General features: G+C 30.9%; 16 protein-coding genes, 2 pseudogenes and 1 other annotated feature. Of the genes and pseudogenes, 6 read left to right on the plus strand and 12 right to left on the minus strand.

What is annotated here, in order from left to right; genetic code table 11:
* Window positions 1–152 precede the first annotated feature (152 nt).
* Both KPL37_RS07355 and KPL37_RS07360 read right to left on the minus strand, forming a co-directional pair.
* Entirely contained in the window at window positions 153–716 is a 564-nt protein-coding gene (locus KPL37_RS07355; RefSeq protein WP_216147316.1) for a hypothetical protein, read from the minus strand.
* Between the two features lie 242 nt (window positions 717–958).
* Window positions 959–1,297: a winged helix-turn-helix transcriptional regulator gene (locus tag KPL37_RS07360; RefSeq protein ID WP_216147319.1), complete on the minus strand. Its 339-nt coding sequence runs from the start codon at window positions 1,295–1,297 to the stop codon at window positions 959–961.
* Window positions 1,298–1,419: 122 nt separating this feature from the next.
* Here KPL37_RS07360 and KPL37_RS07365 point away from each other — a divergent pair, with 122 nt between their 5' ends.
* The gene (locus KPL37_RS07365; protein ID WP_343216223.1) at window positions 1,420–2,487 is read left to right on the plus strand and encodes an NADH:flavin oxidoreductase; all 1,068 of its coding nucleotides are present in this window, start codon (window positions 1,420–1,422) and stop codon (window positions 2,485–2,487) included.
* Between the two features lie 70 nt (window positions 2,488–2,557).
* Here the strand turns inward: KPL37_RS07365 and KPL37_RS07370 are convergent.
* The 3 genes and pseudogenes from KPL37_RS07370 to KPL37_RS07380 all read right to left on the minus strand — a co-directional run.
* Window positions 2,558–2,842, minus strand: a pseudogene (locus KPL37_RS07370) (pirin family protein); the annotation flags it as partial.
* 20 nt (window positions 2,843–2,862) lie between these two features.
* The gene (locus KPL37_RS07375) at window positions 2,863–3,093 is read right to left on the minus strand and encodes a (2Fe-2S)-binding protein (RefSeq protein ID WP_246578168.1); all 231 of its coding nucleotides are present in this window, start codon (window positions 3,091–3,093) and stop codon (window positions 2,863–2,865) included.
* Window positions 3,094–3,184: 91 nt separating this feature from the next.
* On the minus strand, window positions 3,185–3,631 hold the full coding sequence (locus KPL37_RS07380) for a MarR family winged helix-turn-helix transcriptional regulator (protein WP_216147328.1): 447 nt from the start codon (window positions 3,629–3,631) through the stop codon (window positions 3,185–3,187).
* 131 nt (window positions 3,632–3,762) lie between these two features.
* Window positions 3,763–4,017: a binding site (T-box leader), on the plus strand.
* Window positions 4,018–4,123: 106 nt separating this feature from the next.
* Here KPL37_RS07380 and brnQ point away from each other — a divergent pair.
* Window positions 4,124–5,460, plus strand: a pseudogene (gene brnQ / locus KPL37_RS07385) (branched-chain amino acid transport system II carrier protein).
* A gap of 81 nt (window positions 5,461–5,541) precedes the next feature.
* Here the strand turns inward: brnQ and KPL37_RS07390 are convergent.
* On the minus strand, window positions 5,542–5,874 hold the full coding sequence (locus KPL37_RS07390; RefSeq protein ID WP_216147331.1) for a winged helix-turn-helix transcriptional regulator: 333 nt from the start codon (window positions 5,872–5,874) through the stop codon (window positions 5,542–5,544).
* Between the two features lie 128 nt (window positions 5,875–6,002).
* On the opposite strand from KPL37_RS07390, the gene KPL37_RS07395 reads away from it, so the two are divergent.
* The gene (locus KPL37_RS07395; protein ID WP_216147528.1) at window positions 6,003–6,404 is read left to right on the plus strand and encodes a pyridoxamine 5'-phosphate oxidase family protein; all 402 of its coding nucleotides are present in this window, start codon (window positions 6,003–6,005) and stop codon (window positions 6,402–6,404) included.
* Between the two features lie 573 nt (window positions 6,405–6,977).
* On the opposite strand, the gene KPL37_RS07400 is transcribed toward KPL37_RS07395, so the two are convergent.
* The 5 genes from KPL37_RS07400 to KPL37_RS20255 form a co-directional block, all read right to left on the minus strand.
* Window positions 6,978–9,533, minus strand: a complete 2,556-nt coding sequence (locus KPL37_RS07400) for an ABC transporter permease (protein ID WP_216147334.1) — start codon at window positions 9,531–9,533, stop codon at window positions 6,978–6,980.
* A complete protein-coding gene (locus KPL37_RS07405) occupies window positions 9,533–10,213 on the minus strand; it encodes an ABC transporter ATP-binding protein (protein WP_216147337.1) in 681 nt (226 codons plus the stop codon). Before KPL37_RS07405 ends, KPL37_RS07400 begins: the two co-directional genes overlap by 1 nt.
* 112 nt (window positions 10,214–10,325) lie before the next feature.
* The gene (locus KPL37_RS07410) at window positions 10,326–11,366 is read right to left on the minus strand and encodes a sensor histidine kinase (RefSeq protein WP_216147340.1); all 1,041 of its coding nucleotides are present in this window, start codon (window positions 11,364–11,366) and stop codon (window positions 10,326–10,328) included.
* The gene (locus tag KPL37_RS20250) at window positions 11,359–11,805 is read right to left on the minus strand and encodes a response regulator transcription factor (RefSeq protein WP_343216226.1); all 447 of its coding nucleotides are present in this window, start codon (window positions 11,803–11,805) and stop codon (window positions 11,359–11,361) included. Before KPL37_RS20250 ends, KPL37_RS07410 begins: the two co-directional genes overlap by 8 nt.
* A gap of 12 nt (window positions 11,806–11,817) precedes the next feature.
* Window positions 11,818–12,051: a response regulator transcription factor gene (locus tag KPL37_RS20255; protein ID WP_343216227.1), complete on the minus strand. Its 234-nt coding sequence runs from the start codon at window positions 12,049–12,051 to the stop codon at window positions 11,818–11,820.
* 244 nt (window positions 12,052–12,295) lie between these two features.
* Between KPL37_RS20255 and KPL37_RS07420 the strand changes: the two genes are divergently transcribed.
* The 3 genes from KPL37_RS07420 (at window position 12,296) to KPL37_RS07430 (ending at window position 15,435) form a co-directional block, all read left to right on the plus strand.
* Entirely contained in the window at window positions 12,296–13,804 is a 1,509-nt protein-coding gene (locus tag KPL37_RS07420; protein WP_216147343.1) for an amino acid permease, read from the plus strand.
* Between the two features lie 39 nt (window positions 13,805–13,843).
* Window positions 13,844–14,779 carry a homocysteine S-methyltransferase gene (mmuM, locus tag KPL37_RS07425; protein ID WP_216147346.1) on the plus strand — a complete coding sequence of 312 codons (936 nt, stop codon included), beginning with the start codon at window positions 13,844–13,846 and terminating at the stop codon, window positions 14,777–14,779.
* 80 nt (window positions 14,780–14,859) lie between these two features.
* Window positions 14,860–15,435, plus strand: coding sequence for a DUF6143 family protein (locus tag KPL37_RS07430; protein WP_216147349.1), 576 nt, complete (start codon window positions 14,860–14,862; stop codon window positions 15,433–15,435).
* 85 nt (window positions 15,436–15,520) lie between these two features.
* On the opposite strand, the gene KPL37_RS07435 is transcribed toward KPL37_RS07430, so the two are convergent.
* Window positions 15,521–16,066, minus strand: coding sequence for a PadR family transcriptional regulator (locus KPL37_RS07435; protein WP_216147352.1), 546 nt, complete (start codon window positions 16,064–16,066; stop codon window positions 15,521–15,523).
* Window positions 16,067–16,202 lie beyond the last annotated feature (136 nt).

Genomic DNA, 16,202 nt, shown 5'->3' on the forward strand with positions numbered 1-16,202 from the left:
GTAGGTGTATTAAACTTACCCAAAATTATAATTCAAACAAAGTAAAGCACCAACAATTCGTTGGTGCTAATGTTTCACTTAATTTGGGACATTTTCAAAAATGATTGACAGCATTAATACTATAATACTAAAGATATCGATGGAATTTACAACTAAGACTTTCTCATAAAGAATGCAAAACGATCTTTAACTAAACCATTGTATTTAGCTTTAATATTTATATTCCTAATATGATAAATTTTACCTTTATAATCTTTTGCTTGATTATCGCATATATACGCATAATCATAACTTCCTGCCTTTACCCATTTCATAAATATATAAGTATGCGTTGGAAAACCATTTTGTTCTCCATTGGCATTTGTAGTAAAACATATATCTCCAGGCATTATTTTTTTATAATTACTTTGTTTTTTAAAACCCTTATCTGAAAGTAAAGATATCATTTGCTCTGTATTACTTGTTTCTATCGGTATGCTAAAATCATTTTTCCTTAAAACTTCAGCTAAAAAATAAACACAAGTATTTTTTGAACTGCCGCTATTTAATTTTACGGATGCATTATAAACATCTATTCTATTGCCTTTATCTTGTAAAAAATCGTATACATTTTTGTTCAAGTGTGAATATTTATTATGTATAATAATATTATTTAAAAATATTACTACTATACTCGTAAAAACTAGAACAAGCAAAATGAGCCTCACTTTTTTCATTTGGTATTCCCCCCCTTCAATATCAGTAACTGTAAAAAATTACACAAATATTTTTCACCAAATATTTATCATAATTTTTACAAATTTATTAATAAAATGCAAATACCTTTCTTTATAGTAACAGATTTTTATAATAAATTCGCCTTAATCATAAAAAACCATATGAAATAACTTTTAGTTACTTCATGTGGTTTCTACTTAAACATCTAAAAATATATGCACTTCATTATTTTTTATTAATGCTAGCTACTCAAATTTTTTCCCCACTCATTTATAATTACTAATGCAGGTAGCAAATCATGACAGGTTTCTGTTAAAGAGTACTCTACATGAGGTGGAATTTTATTATATTCTATTCTATCTACAAGACCATGCTCGTTCAAAGCCTTCAAAGAACGTGTTAACATAATATTAGTGATTCCAGGTATCCTTCGTTTAAGTTCATTATATCTAATGCTTTTTTGTGAAGATAGTTCCCAAATAATCGCAATTCTCCACTTACCTCCAATAATCTCAAGTGCATGAACTACAGGACACTGCTCAGAATAAATATGTGGTATTTTGTTTAGTTCATCTTTCATAAATGACGCCTCCAAATTAAGGGCACAAAAATGTGCGTACTTGATGTTGTGTTCCTTAGTAAGATATAATAATAACATATCATATAGCTAGTTATATGTAAATGAAATAGTGAAATAGGAGAGTGTTATTTTTGAAAAAATTATTTACCGAATTTAATATTAAAAATATAAAAATGAAAAATCGCATTTGTGTTCCTCCAATGGTTGTTGGTTTTAGAGCTGATGGATATGTAGCAATTGAAAATCTAGAACGTTATAAAAAATTAGCTAAAGGTGGAGCCGGACTTATAATACAAGAGGCTACATGTGTTAATAATAATGGAAAATTATCTGGTAATCAACTTGGGATATGGGAAGATGATCAAATTGAAGGACTAAAAAAAATAGTAGATGCAGTTCATCAAGAAAACTGTCCAATATTTCTTCAAATTCATCATGCAGGAGTTGTTGGAATATCAAACGACCCAATGTGTCCAAGTCCATATAAATATAAAAATTATGCAGGAAATACAGTTGTTGGACGCGTTATGACTAGTGAAGATATAAAATCGATACAAAATGATTTTATAGAAGCTGCTGGAAGAGCTTACAAAGCAGGATATGATGGCATCGAACTTCATGGATGTCATGCCTATTTAATAAGTCAATTTTTAAATAAAAAAGTAAATAAGCGAACTGATAAATATGGAATTAATCCTGAAAAATTTGTTATAGAAATTCTAGACGAAATTAGAAAAACAACATCAAAAGAGTTTGTTGTTGGAATCCGTTTGGGAGGATTTGAACCACTAATAGAAGATGGAATACATTATGCTAAAATATTAGAAAAAAACGGAGTAGATTTCCTCGATATTTCTTACGGATTTATGAGTGAACAGGAAATACACGTAAATGAAGAATATAAATACTCTAATGCTGTTTATGCAGCCCAGAAAATTAAAGAAGTAGTTTCAATCCCAGTATTTGCAGTTGATGGAATTAATTCAGCTGAGATTGCAGAGCAAATACTAACTGATACAAATGTGGACATTGTAGATATTGCTAGAGGATTTCTTATAAATCCTAATTGGGCAAATGATGCCAAAGATGGCAAAGATACTGGTAAATGTTTGAAATGTTCAAAGTGTATGTGGTTTGGTCAGTCTAATGTTTGTGCAGGTAAGGTTATATTTGAAAAAAATAATAAATAAAATTAATAGGCTTTAGGAATGTTATCCTAAAGCCTATTATAACTTTTCTATTATTAATCTAACAGTACTCTTAAGCTTTTTTCATCTCTACAATAATAAAATGTGAAAGTACTTCTGCCTTTATCTTTATATCCTCTTCAACAATTTCCATGGCATCTCTTTCATTTAGAATAATTCCGTTAATATTTGATTTTCCTTCGATCTGAACTAAATACGCTTGCCTACCCGCTTTTACAGGGTAATCAATTACACTGCTCTCATCTAATTCTAATGTAAATATATTTACATCCTGATTTACCTTTATAACTGCTTCCCCTAGATTACTTGATACCATATGAAGCCATTTACTTTTTCTATAAATAATTTTCTTTATTGTTATTTAGCCAATAATTGAGCAACTAATGCTTTATTAGTATCTACACAATTGCCACATCCGGTACCAACTTTTGTAGCTAATTGAACTTCTTCAAATGAATTGGCACCATTTTTGATAGCATTTTTTAAATCTTTTACAGTAACTTTATAACATCCACATACTACTTTATTTTCATCCATTTTATTTTCTCCTCTAAGATTTTTTAATTTTGAAATTATTGATTTTATCATACTTTTCATTCCTCCATTATTTGTTCTACTTTTAACTTATGTATAGTATAACTAACTAGTACTATTTAATTAAAATGTATGGTGTACACATTTATACACCTGATAATTTTTTTAATAAACTTATTAAATTCATCTTTTCTTCTGATGTTAAGTTACTAAAAATTTCATTTATATTTTCTACATGTTTTGGGAATATATCACTTATGAGTCTTCTGCCTTCATCAGTAATGCTTATCAAATTAACTCGTCTATCTTTTGGGTCAGTACATCTTTTAACGAGATTTACCTTAGCTAAATTATCTATAACAACAGTCATATTACCACCCGTTGAAAGAATTTTTTCTATTATTTCACTAATTCTTAAATCTCCTTTATGATATAATATCTCAAGCACCGCAAACTGAGAAACTGTTAACCCTCTCTCTTTGATAGTTTTATATTCTTTTTTATGAACATCATGAGTACATCTGCTTAATGCTATTAACACCTTTAAATTTAAATCTACCAATTTTCCATAAGTACTTTTTTCTTTATCCATATTTATAATTTACTACTAACTAGTAATATCGTCAATCTTTTTTTTCTTATAATTATGAGAAAATACTAATAATATTAATTGGTTATTGACAAATTATTTATAATATGGTATATTTCATTACAACATAAATAACAAATTTGATGACGAGAAAGAGTACGTTTTAGTATCTGTTCTAAAGAGAGTTGACACTTGGTGAGAGTCAACGTTCAGTCTATAATCGAAAATCATCTCTGAGAAGTAAACCTGAACTATAATAAGGTTTAATGGTCGTCCACCATTAAAAGGAACAGATATCGTTTGGTATCTTGCTAAGTGCTATTAAAGTTAAACATTATAATTTTAATGGATTTTGGGTGGTAACACGTGCATATTCGCTCGTCCCTTTTATAGGGACAGGCTTTTTTTATTTTATAAGGGGGTGATTTAGTGGACAGTGACATTAGCGATATAATACTCAATCTTAGAAAAAATAATATTATTGGAGGAATTACTATGAATAAATTATCAAGAAAAAATTTACTGCTAGTTAGTTTATGTTATTTTCAATGTTTTTTGGAGCTGGAAACTTAATCTTTCCACCAGTCCTCGGACAAATGTCTGGTACAAATATTTTACTTTCACTATCCGGCTTTCTTGCCTCTGCAGTAGGCCTACCAATCCTTGCCGTAGCTGTCGTTGCAAAAGCTGATGGTCTTCAAAATTTAGCTAGTAGAGTTAATAAACCCTTTGCACTTATTTTCACATTATTAATTTATTTATCAATAGGACCATTTTTAGGCATACCTCGTGCCGCTAGTTTATCTTTTGAAACGAGCATAGCACCATTCTTACCTACATCACTTATTGGTGGATCTTTGCCTCTTTTTCTATATACAGTATGCTTCTTTGGTTTAGCGTTTTGGCTAAGTATGAATCCTAATAAATTAGTAGATCGTTTTGGAAAGATACTAACCCCTGCTATCTTAATACTTATACTTATAATATTCATAGGTAGTTTAATGAACCCTATTGGTAGTTTCAGTGCTCCAATTGGAGATTATGCTAACTTCCCCGTTTTAAAAGGATTTTTGGATGGATACATGACTATGGATGCCATTGCTGCACTTAATTTTGGAATAGTTATTGCATTAGTTTTAAAGAAACAAGGCATTACAGACAAAAAAGCTTTAAGTTCTTATACAATAAAAGCTGGACTTATAGCTGGTCTTGTTTTAACTGTAATATATTTAATGCTTTCTTGCCTAGGCGCTGCTGCTCAAACTAAATTTGGAAATACAACAAATGGAGCGCAAACATTAACAAATATAGTTTCTTTTCTTTTTAATACAAATGGCCTAATAATACTTGGATTAACTTTTGGATTAGCTTGCCTTACAACCTGTGTTGGTCTTATAACATCATGCAGTGAATATTTCTCAAGAATACTTCCAAAGGTTAGTTATAAAGTTTGGGTTACTACAATAACACTATCTAGTATGCTATTTGCAAATGTAGGCTTAACTAACATATTAAAGATATCTGTACCTGTTTTATCAGCTATATATCCTATGGCAATAGTGCTTATTGTACTAGCCTTCACCCATAACCTATTTAAAGGTTATAATGCAGTATATTCTTTTAGCATGCTAATTACCGCTATTTTTAGTATATCCGATTCATTAAATCAAGTTGGACTTAAAATACCATTTTTAAGTTCTATGCCTTTAGCAAAACAAGGTCTTGTTTGGGTAATACCAGCCTTAGTTGGTGCTCTATTAGGACTTCTATATAGCATTATAAAAGAAGTTTCTTTTTCAAAAGAAACCCCTTTAAATGAATATAATAAATAATCCATATCATCAAATATACTTAAGTTTACTACTATTAAAGATACTTATATTTCTATTGAAGCATCTTTAACAGTAGTTTTATTAATTTTTAAGAGATTCAATATACTTATCTCCCCAAATCCTAAACTGTTCCAATACTGGATCAAACGCTTTCCCTAAATCAGTTAATGAATACTCCATCTTGGGTGGAATTTCCGAATAAACATATCGACTAATCAATCCATAATCTTCTAGCAATCTTAATTGCTTTGTTAATGTAGCCTGCGTTATATCACCTATTCCTCTTTGTAACTCCCCATAACGTAATGCCCCATCATTCAAATGATACAAAATTAATATTGACCATTTTCCAGAAAATATTTTTTGCGCTGTAAAATATGGGCATTTCCCAAAAAGACTATTTTTACTCTCCATCATAGCTTCCTCCATAGTATCTTTTATATACTAACATCAATAAAAGATCGTACTTGTTTTTTTAGATATACATGTTATCATTAGTGTATAATCAATTTTAACATACATATATGAGAGGAGCAACAATTATGAATAAAGCATTAGAATTTTTACAAGATAGTGGTATTTTTTACTTAGCAACTAGTGAAGGTGACCAACCAAGAGTCAGACCATTTGGTGCTGTCTTTGAATATGAAGGAAAATTATATATTGTCACAAACAATACAAAAAAATGTTTTAAACAAATGTTAGAAAATCCTAAAGTTGAAATGTCTAGTATGAATAAAAAAGGACAATGGATTCGTGTTACTGGAGAAGTTGCAAATGATGACAGACGTGAAGTAAAAGAATTAGCACTTCAAGCTGTTCCAGCTTTAAAAACTATGTATACCATTGATGATGGAATTTTTGCTGTTTTATACTTTACAAAAGGAACAGCTACTATTTCTTCTTTTACTACTCAGCCTGAAACATTCTCACTATATATATAAATCACTCCACCCGTAAGCCAGAGGTATGTGTTATATAAAAAGCTATTCCAATCTTTTTGAGAATGAGTTAACAAGAACAAATTTAATCCCTAGTTCCTTTAGAAAATTTCTCAATGTGAACCAGTAATGACCTGTATGTTCTAATCCTACAATTATGTTGTTTTTTTATTCTTTTTGTAACTAACTTTAACCACTCTTGAAATGTTTTAAAACCTTCCGCTGTATTTTCAAACGGTTTAATCTTACTAAGCTCTACACCTCTGTAATCGAACGCTCTCGCATACTGAATTTGCTTCGCGATATCAATTCATATAACTAATGTACCTTCTGTTATTGACATTATCTTTTCATTTTGTGTATAATTCATATTGAGTACCTCCACTTATAATTATAAATTAGGGATAAAAGTTGCAACTGTTATACCCTATGTTTTATCAGTAGGTACTCTTTTTTTCAAAGTTCATTTTAATTCATAACAAGAATGCTCCTCCAATTATTTAACGTTAATCCTTAAAGTTCAAGTTTCAAGACATTTGTCCAAAATGTCTTAGTATGAATTTTACTTAATTAATATCATTGTATTTCACTTAATCTTTCCACTATGCTCATCTTACTTGTAGTCTTATAACATATAACAGGAATAACTAAAGAAATTACTATAAGAAAAGGTAGGCAAATCACTGCTGGTGCAAGTGTAATGTGATAGCTAAAAAACCAAATATCTCCTGCAATAGCATTAACAATAATATAGCTAACTGCCATCCCAAATGTAACAACAATTAACATAGTAAATAAAGCATAGTATAATCCCTCAAATAAAATCATCTTATAAAGCTGTCTTCTAGTCATACCTATACTTTGCAACATTGCGTGCTCTTGTCTTCTGGATATTATACTTGTAGCCATAGAATTAGCAAAATTAAGTATTCCAATCAATGCAATTACAAAACTAAGTGAATATCCTACTACATTGTAGGTAGACTGAGTTTTTGCAAATTCATTTTTATAAAACTTTCTGGACTTATAACTAAGTGCAGGTTCTTTTGTTTTTACATAGCTTTCAATATACTTTTCAACACTTGAAATCTCTTTCTTTTCCACATCGAATAATACTGTCATTATGACAGGATTCTTAACATGAGATTTGAATTCATCAGACGGAATAAAAATTTGTACTGCATTAGGTTCTGCACGCTTTATAGAAATATTATATGGTATATCACCTATTGCCATTACTTTATAGGTCTTTTCTGTTCCATCATAATATGTCATTTTAAAATTTTCACCAATGTTATAATAACTTTCTTTACCTGAAGTTACATCAAAATTAGGTCTTCCAATTATAACATAATTACCTGTCGCAAATTTTTTAGAGTCAAATGTTCCTTCATAAATCTCAAATTTATTCCATATGGATTTGTCAAATCCACTAAAATATAATTTCATTTCTTTACTTTTTAATATTTTACTTGCATTTTCTGTAGCTCCAGATTTATCGTTTAGAGCGCCTTTACTTTCAAGAGCAGCTTTAAGCCATTTTAATGATTTATCTGTTAGTTTATGTTCACACTCTTTAAAGTATACTCTTCCAGCGCTTTTTACGCCTTTCAAAGAACTTATTTTACCCACCGTTTTTTCTTTTAAGGTATCTTGACCTCTATATCCAACAAAATTATTAAAATAACCTGCATCAGCCATAGCAAAATCGCTGCTCATAAAAAAGCTGATATATTTTTCCATATCAAACCCTTTGACTATTGTATAAACACTGTTAAGAAGTATTATGCTAAGTGAGAGTGAAATCATTACAACAATAGCCTTTTTCTTATTTCTAAACACATTATATAAAGCCATTTTGTAAACTTTAACACCATTAGTTGACTCTTTATTCTTCCTTTTCCCATTATCCTGAACATCCGTATACCTAACTGCCTCAATAGGTGATATTTTTGAAGCTATCTTTTGTGGCTTTCGGCAACTTATAAGTACAGTTACAAGTGAAAACAATGATGATGCTATAAATATAAGAGGGTTAAACGATATTTCAGTATACGTAACTTGTACAACCTTCATTACAAAGGGTATAAGCACTGACCCCATTATATATCCTATAACTAATCCTATGGGTACTCCTACAATAGAAAGTATTATAGCCTGTCTTTTAACAATATTTCTTATTTGTTTTGATGTGGTTCCAATGGTTTTAAGTACGCCATAAAATTTAGTATCTTTTACCACTGAAATATAAAATATATTATATATAATAAGGTATCCACTTAACATAATAATTAGCATTGCACCTATAAGCGCAGCTATTTTACCCAAATTAGATGTGATTTGTCCTGAAGTATAAGCCCAATTTACACCTACTGGTATATTTGCCTCTGTATATCCGTTATCCTTTAAAATTTTAAAAAGCTTATTCTTTACATTAAAACTATTTGAAAACATTACATCCGCAAATATAAGTCCTGTAAAATTTCCAGTTTCTTTAATATGATTTTTTACATATTTATAATCTATATCTCCAATCTTTGCGTTTATAAATTTTTCTGATATCCATGCCATACTTGAAGGGGTTACACTGTCTCCTTTCCAGTATCCTGAAAGAATAAATTTATCTGTAGCTTGCTTTCCATTTATAGTATATTTTAATGTTATGTTACTTCCTATTTCATGTGGCACACCAAGCTTATCAAGCACTATAGTATCCAAAGCTATTTCATTTTCATTTTGTGGCATTCTTCCTTTTGTAGGAAGATCAAACATAAACTTTGCTTCCTTATATGTTGCATATCTTACTTCAGTAGGTCTTGTAGAAAGCTCACTATTTAATGCAAAGCCAACCGATACTGAATATCCAATATCTTTAATAAGCTTATGATTTTTTATATGGTCAAATTCATCTTTTGTTAAATATTTGAAACTACCATGAGCGCTTCCACCCACCTGTCGCATGCTACTTTCCTGAATAGATTTATTCATGTTGATTCCGATTGTTAGCAAACTTGTAAATAGTATAGTAGTTAATGCTATTGCCATTGCTGCAAATATATTTCTTAGCTTATTTGCTTTTAGACTTTTAATGGAAAGATTACGAATAGTCCTCTTATTTGGTGTAGTTATCATTAATTATTCACCAGCCTATTCACAATTCTTCCGTCTTCAATTTTTATGATACTATCTGCCATTTGTGCTATTTCCTCATTATGAGTTATCATAACTATGGTCTGATTAAAACGCTTCCCTGTTGCTTTTAGAAGTCCCAATACATCAAGGCTTGTTTTACTATCAAGATTTCCTGTTGGCTCATCTGCAAGAATAATAGCCGGTCTTGTAGCCAAAGCCCTTGCAATAGCCACACGTTGTTGCTGTCCTCCTGAAAGATTATTTGGATAAGACTTAATCTTACTTTGAATTCCAAGGGCAGATATTATACTGTTTAAATACTCCTTATCAACTGTGTTTCCATCCAGTTCAATGGGAAGAACAATATTTTCATAAACATTCAATATAGGTAGCAAGTTATAATTTTGAAATATAAATCCTATCTTTCTTCGACGGAATATTGTAAGTTTATCATCATTTAATTTAAATATATCCACACCTTCCACTTCCACCATTCCTGAAGTTGGCCGATCAAGACCGCCTAGCATATGTAAAAGTGTACTCTTACCACTGCCTGATGTTCCTACAATTGCAACAAACTCACCCTGATCTATACTTAAATCTACATCATCTAAAGCTTTTACCATATTTTCTCTGTCCCCATAATACTTTTTCAAACCTTTAGTCTGTAATACTGCCATAATAATTCCTGCCTAAAATACTAATCTATACCTATGTAGGTATAAATATACTATATTACTTAAATCTAACAAACTACTTTCTCAAATATAACAGTTTTGCAATATTTGATATTTATTTTGTATTAGGCAGGAATACGGAAAATACGGAACCCTCATTAAGTTTAGATTTAACTTTAATATATCCACCCTCAGAGGAAATAATTTCTCTTGTAAGGTAAAGGCCTATGCCAACCCCATCATATTGTGATACATCAGCACTTCTATAAAATCGTTTAAATATAAAGTTAAGCTCACCCTCATTTATGCCTATACCCGTATCTTTGATATCTATACGGGTAAACATCTCGTATTGGCTGACTATTACATCAATTTCACCACACACGGGTGTATATTTAATAGCATTTTCCAGTATATTCACAAATGCTTCACTTGTCCATTTAGCATCGTGATATGCTTTTATGTCTTCATCACAACATACACGAATTTGTATATTCTTTTTTTCAGCATAGGAAAATACTGTCCCAATTGATGTACTGATAGTTTGAAAGACTGGCAGTAAAGTTTTATTAACCGAACTTATAATTCCTGTTTCAAGCCGTGACATTTTTACAAGAGATTCTATAAGCCATCTAAGTTTTTCAGACTGAGACTTTATTCCACTTGCTAACTCTTTTTGCTCTTGATTTAGCTTATAACCATCAAGCATCAGTTCAGAATAAAGCATGATATTTGCCACAGGTGTTTTAGTCTGATGAGAGATATCTGAAATAAGACTTTTTATTTTGTTGCGCTCCTTTTCAATTTCATCTGTGGTGAATTTTGACATGGCAATAAAGTGATACATTTTGCTCTCAAAGGATGAAAGCATATTTTCCTCATATCCTGTATACATATTTTTTTTGCCGTTTATTGCATTATCCATAATTTCATCAATAGCCTTAATAGACCTAGTTACTTTTTTACCCAACACAATTATAAAAGTATATGCTAAAAGTATAATTACCATGAAATATGCAAATATGATTAACATAAACGATCTGGTAGTATCGTATATACATAATAAAAATATGGTGATTGCTACAGTAAAAATGGCAAATACTAATCCAAAAATAATATAAATTCTTTTAAATGAATTCTCTGTAATTTTATTCAAAAGATTCTCCTCCAACCCACATATATCCCATTCCATATATTGTTTTTATATATTTAGGAGAATTGGGATTCTCCTCTATTTTATTTCTAAGTCTGCTTACGCTCACAGTTAAAGTATTTTCATCAACATACTCTGATCCATCACTCCAAACTTTATCCACGAGATGAGATCTTGATAAAATACTGCCCTTGTTATTTAATAAAATTTTTAAAAGTTTCTGTTCAGTCTTGCTCAACACAAGGACTTTACCATTTTTAGTAAATGCCATGGCATCAAAATTAAACACCATATTACCTATTGTAATTTTATTATCAAATTTTATATCCCTAACACGCCTTAATATTGCCCTTACTCTTGCACGCAAAACTATAAGGCTGAAAGGCTTTATAATATAATCATCTCCACCAATTTCCAGACCTGTGACTATATCAATTTCCATATCATTTGCAGTTTAAAAAATAATAGGCACTTGGGATACTTGTCTGATTTCTTTACAAAGTTCAAATCCACTTCCATCTGGTAAGTTAACGTCAAGTATAATTAACTCTATTTTTTTCTCACATAGTATTTGTTTAGCTTGTTTTACATTATATGCTTGATAAATATCAACATCATTCTGACGCAGAGACAGCATAATACCACTATTCAAAGTAGTATCATCTTCAACTATAAGTATTGTTATCAAAAAATCACCTTCTCTATTCTATGGCAAATGACACAAATAAGGTATTTAAAATTTATTATTTGAGTCCATACCTTACATTATATATCGTTTAATATTGTATTATCAAGAAAATATTAACAAAATAGCTTTAAAATTATTAAGCATATATGCATTATAGGTATTACATGATTACATATTAATGGTAAAATTATCAGTATAGTTAAATGTTCAGAATTTATAAACATATAAAATAAGGAGGTTTCAAATGAGCGCGAAAGTAGAAATAAAGACAGAGAATAAAGTGGAGCACCACGGTGAACTCAAAAGAAGTTTACAAGCCAGACATTTGAATATGATTGCTATTGGTGGTGCAATAGGTACTGGGTTATTTTTACTTAGTGGCGGTACAATAAGCAAAGCAGGCCCCGGTGGTGCAATTGTTGCATATGGTGTTATGGGTATTTTAGTATATTTTTTAATGACATCTCTTGGAGAAATGGCAACATTATTACCAGTTTCAGGTTCCTTTGAAACTTATGCTACAAGGTTTGTAGATCCTGCATTTGGATTTGCTTTAGGTTGGAATTATTGGTTTTGTTGGGCTACATGCGTGGCCTGTGAATTAGTCGCAGGATCCATCATTATAAAGTTCTGGCTTCCGAGTACTAATGCAACTTTATGGAGTGTATTATTCTTAGTTGTTCTATTTATACTTAATCTTACATCAGCAAGAGCTTATGGAGAAGGTGAATATTGGTTTTCCAGCATTAAAGTTATTACAATAATAGCATTTATAATAGTAGGTACTCTGATGATTTTTGGTATAATGGGTGGACATTCACCAGGTTTTTCTAACTTTACACTATCTGATGTTAATGGCAATAAGGGCCCCTTCATAGGTGGCATATTGGGAATGGTAAATGTGTTTCTACTTGCAGGCTTTTCTTTCTCTGGTACTGAACTAGTAGGCCTTGCTGCAGGTGAATGTGAAAATCCACAGGTTAATGTTCCGAAAGCCATTAAGATGGTATTCTGGCGTATTCTTTTATTTTATCTTGGTGCAATCATAGTAATCGGGTTCCTCGTTCCTTTTAATGATCCCAACCTTTTAAAAAGTGGTACAGACCAAATAGCCTTTAGTCCTTTCACTATGGTGTTTGAAAGGTCAGGCTTAGCATTTGCTGCAAGCCTCATGAATGCAGTTATTCTTACAGCTGTTCTTTCAGCAGGAAACTCAGGTTTATATGCTTCATCTCGTATGCTTTATTCAATGGCAAAGGAAGGAAAGGCACCTAAACTTTTTGGAAAAGTAAATAAGAGAGGTGTTCCAATGAATGCGCTTTACCTTACAACGCTTGTTGCTTGTTCAGCTTTTTTTGCCTCTCTCGTTGGTGATGGTAAAATATATTATGCACTAGTTAACATTTCTGGTATTACAGCTTTTTTTGCATGGTTAGGTATAGCTGTATGCCACTATAGATTCAGAAGAGCATATATTGCACAAGGAAGAAAACTTGAAGATTTAAAGTATCGAGCTAAGTGGTTTCCATTCGGACCAATTATGGCAATGATACTTTGTACTATTGTTATATTTGGCTCAAACATATGGATATTCCAAGAACCCAAATTCGATTGGTTTAGTTTTATCACAAATTATATGACTATTCCATTATTCGCTATTTTCTATTTTAGTTATAAGTTTATAAAGAAAACCAAGATAGTTCCTCTTATGGAATGTGATTTTGAACATAAAGAATATCAAAAAACAGAATAAACCCTTAAAATTTAATCTATAAAACAAAGGAGCGTTATTATGAATCCAATAACTAATATTCTAAAAAATTTCCCGTTAATTATCTTAGACGGTGCATTAGCTACAGAACTTGAACGATTAGGGTGCGACATTAATGATTCTCTCTGGTCAGCAAAAATACTTGCTCAGAATCCTGAAATAATAGAGAAAGTCCACTATGACTATTTTGCTTCCGGAGCCGACTGTGCAATTACTGCAAGTTATCAAGCTACTATTGAAGGTTATGTAGAAAAAGGTTTCACTAAACCCGAAGCGATATCTCTTATTAAGAAATCTGCTACTATTGCTATAAAAGCTAGGGATGATTTTTGGAAAAATCCACTACATAGAATAAATAGGCAAACCCCATTAGTTGCCGGTTCTGTAGGCCCTTATGGTGCTTATCTTGCAGATGGTTCTGAATACCTTGGAGGTTACAAAATTGGTGAAGAAGAACTAATTGAATTTCATAGACCAAGAGTAAAAATTTTAGTAGATGCAGGTGTAGATATTCTTGCTTGTGAAACAATACCTAGTCTTATAGAAGCTAAAGCTATTACTAAACTGCTTAAAGAATTTCCCAACGTATATTGTTGGATTAGCTTTAGCGCTAAAAATGATTTGCAGATAAGTGATGGTACGTTAATTTCAGATTGTGCCAAATACTTAGATTCCTTTAATCAAGTGGCTGCCATAGGCATAAATTGCAGTGCACCCACTCATATACAATCATTAATTGAAGAAATTAAAAACAATTCTAAAAAACCTATAGTAGTTTATCCAAACTCAGGAGAAGAATATGATGCCTCCTCTAAAACATGGCATGGTAATTCCTCTAGTGAAATTTATAGTCGTAGTGCCAAAAGCTGGTTTGATAAAGGCGCTCATCTAATTGGTGGTTGTTGTCGAACAACCCCTGAAGATATTAAAGCCATTGCATCATGGGCTCGAAAATAGTTCTATATATTTGTATAATACTTCTCTACTTTGTCACTATATGTTATCAGTACAATACAATATAGTGAGGTGATGATTTAATGAATCAAAAAAAGTATAAAGATATGGATGAATCACTTTTAAAAGCTGTTAATATACCCATAGAGCTATATGAATCTACACTTGGACAATACTTTATTGGGTATGCTTATAATTTAGTGTTTGGAGAAGGGACAAGTGCCTGGGCAAGGTTATACAATCCAATTAAATCTGGTGTCATTTTACATGTAAATGTCTGGACTGTAACTGATGTTTCAGACTCAGCTTTTCGTGCACAGTTTTGGTTTAATGCAACCCCACCTGAGTCAAATGTTAACTATGCACCTGTAACTCCTACAAATTTAGTTATTAAGCCCCAGCCTAGAGCAAAGGTAAGATTAGAATATGCATCTAATGTTGATGGTAACCCAACTGGAGGAATCAAAGCCTTTGTACGACGTGCTCAGCCTGAAACAACATTGGTGGACACTGAAAATGGTAAAATAATTATTGGTGAAGGTGGTAACTTTTTAGTATTTCTATCAAATCCAGAAACGCCAGAACTTTTATCTTCAGGAAGGGTAGCTTTTGGCTGGTGGGAAGAAAAAATTAAAAATAATTGTAAATGTAATGATTAACAAAATATATTAATATTCATTTTATATTCTATACAAGGGCGATGACCGAAAGGCATCTCCCTTGTATTTCGTGAGCCTAAACTATTTATATTAAGATCTTTTTTATACAATCTTGGACCCATTCTATGTAAGCATTCTCTCTCATAATTGCACCATTTAAAACAATATAATCTCCAAATCTTGGAGAAGCTACTGTAGATATATCTTTTATATTCAAAAGTTCTTCCATAGCATTTTCCAGATATTTTAATTTCTCGGAATGTTTATTTAATGCGCTTTGAAATTGTCTTACTAAATCTTCATTAGATATTTCATCACAAAAGTATGCTTTAAGTCTAAAAACATCTTTAGGCGTGTGTTCTAAAGGCTCATCTTTCACAAGCCATTTTTGTAAACATACCTTTCCCTCTTCAGTTATGGTATATAATTTTTTTTCAAGTTTTTCACCTTGGATAATTGTTTCGTATGAAATTAGACATTCATCAGTTAGTTTCTTTAATTCAGGATAGATTTGACTATGATTAGCATACCAAAAATCTACTAACCCACTATTAAATTCTTTAGTTATATCATATCCAGTTAATGAATTTCTATTTATCAATCCTAAAATTGCATATTTTAAAATTCTCATATAACAGCACCTCATTCTTTCATATTATTCTACCATAATTAATTGAAAAGTAAAACACAACATTCACTATCAAACATGTTAGTATTGACATATATAAGCACAAAAAGCATAATGTATATAAAGGCATTACATAATT

It is taken from the genome of Clostridium frigoris (assembly GCF_018861865.1).
Classification (GTDB): domain Bacteria; phylum Bacillota; class Clostridia; order Clostridiales; family Clostridiaceae; genus Clostridium_AD; species Clostridium_AD frigoris.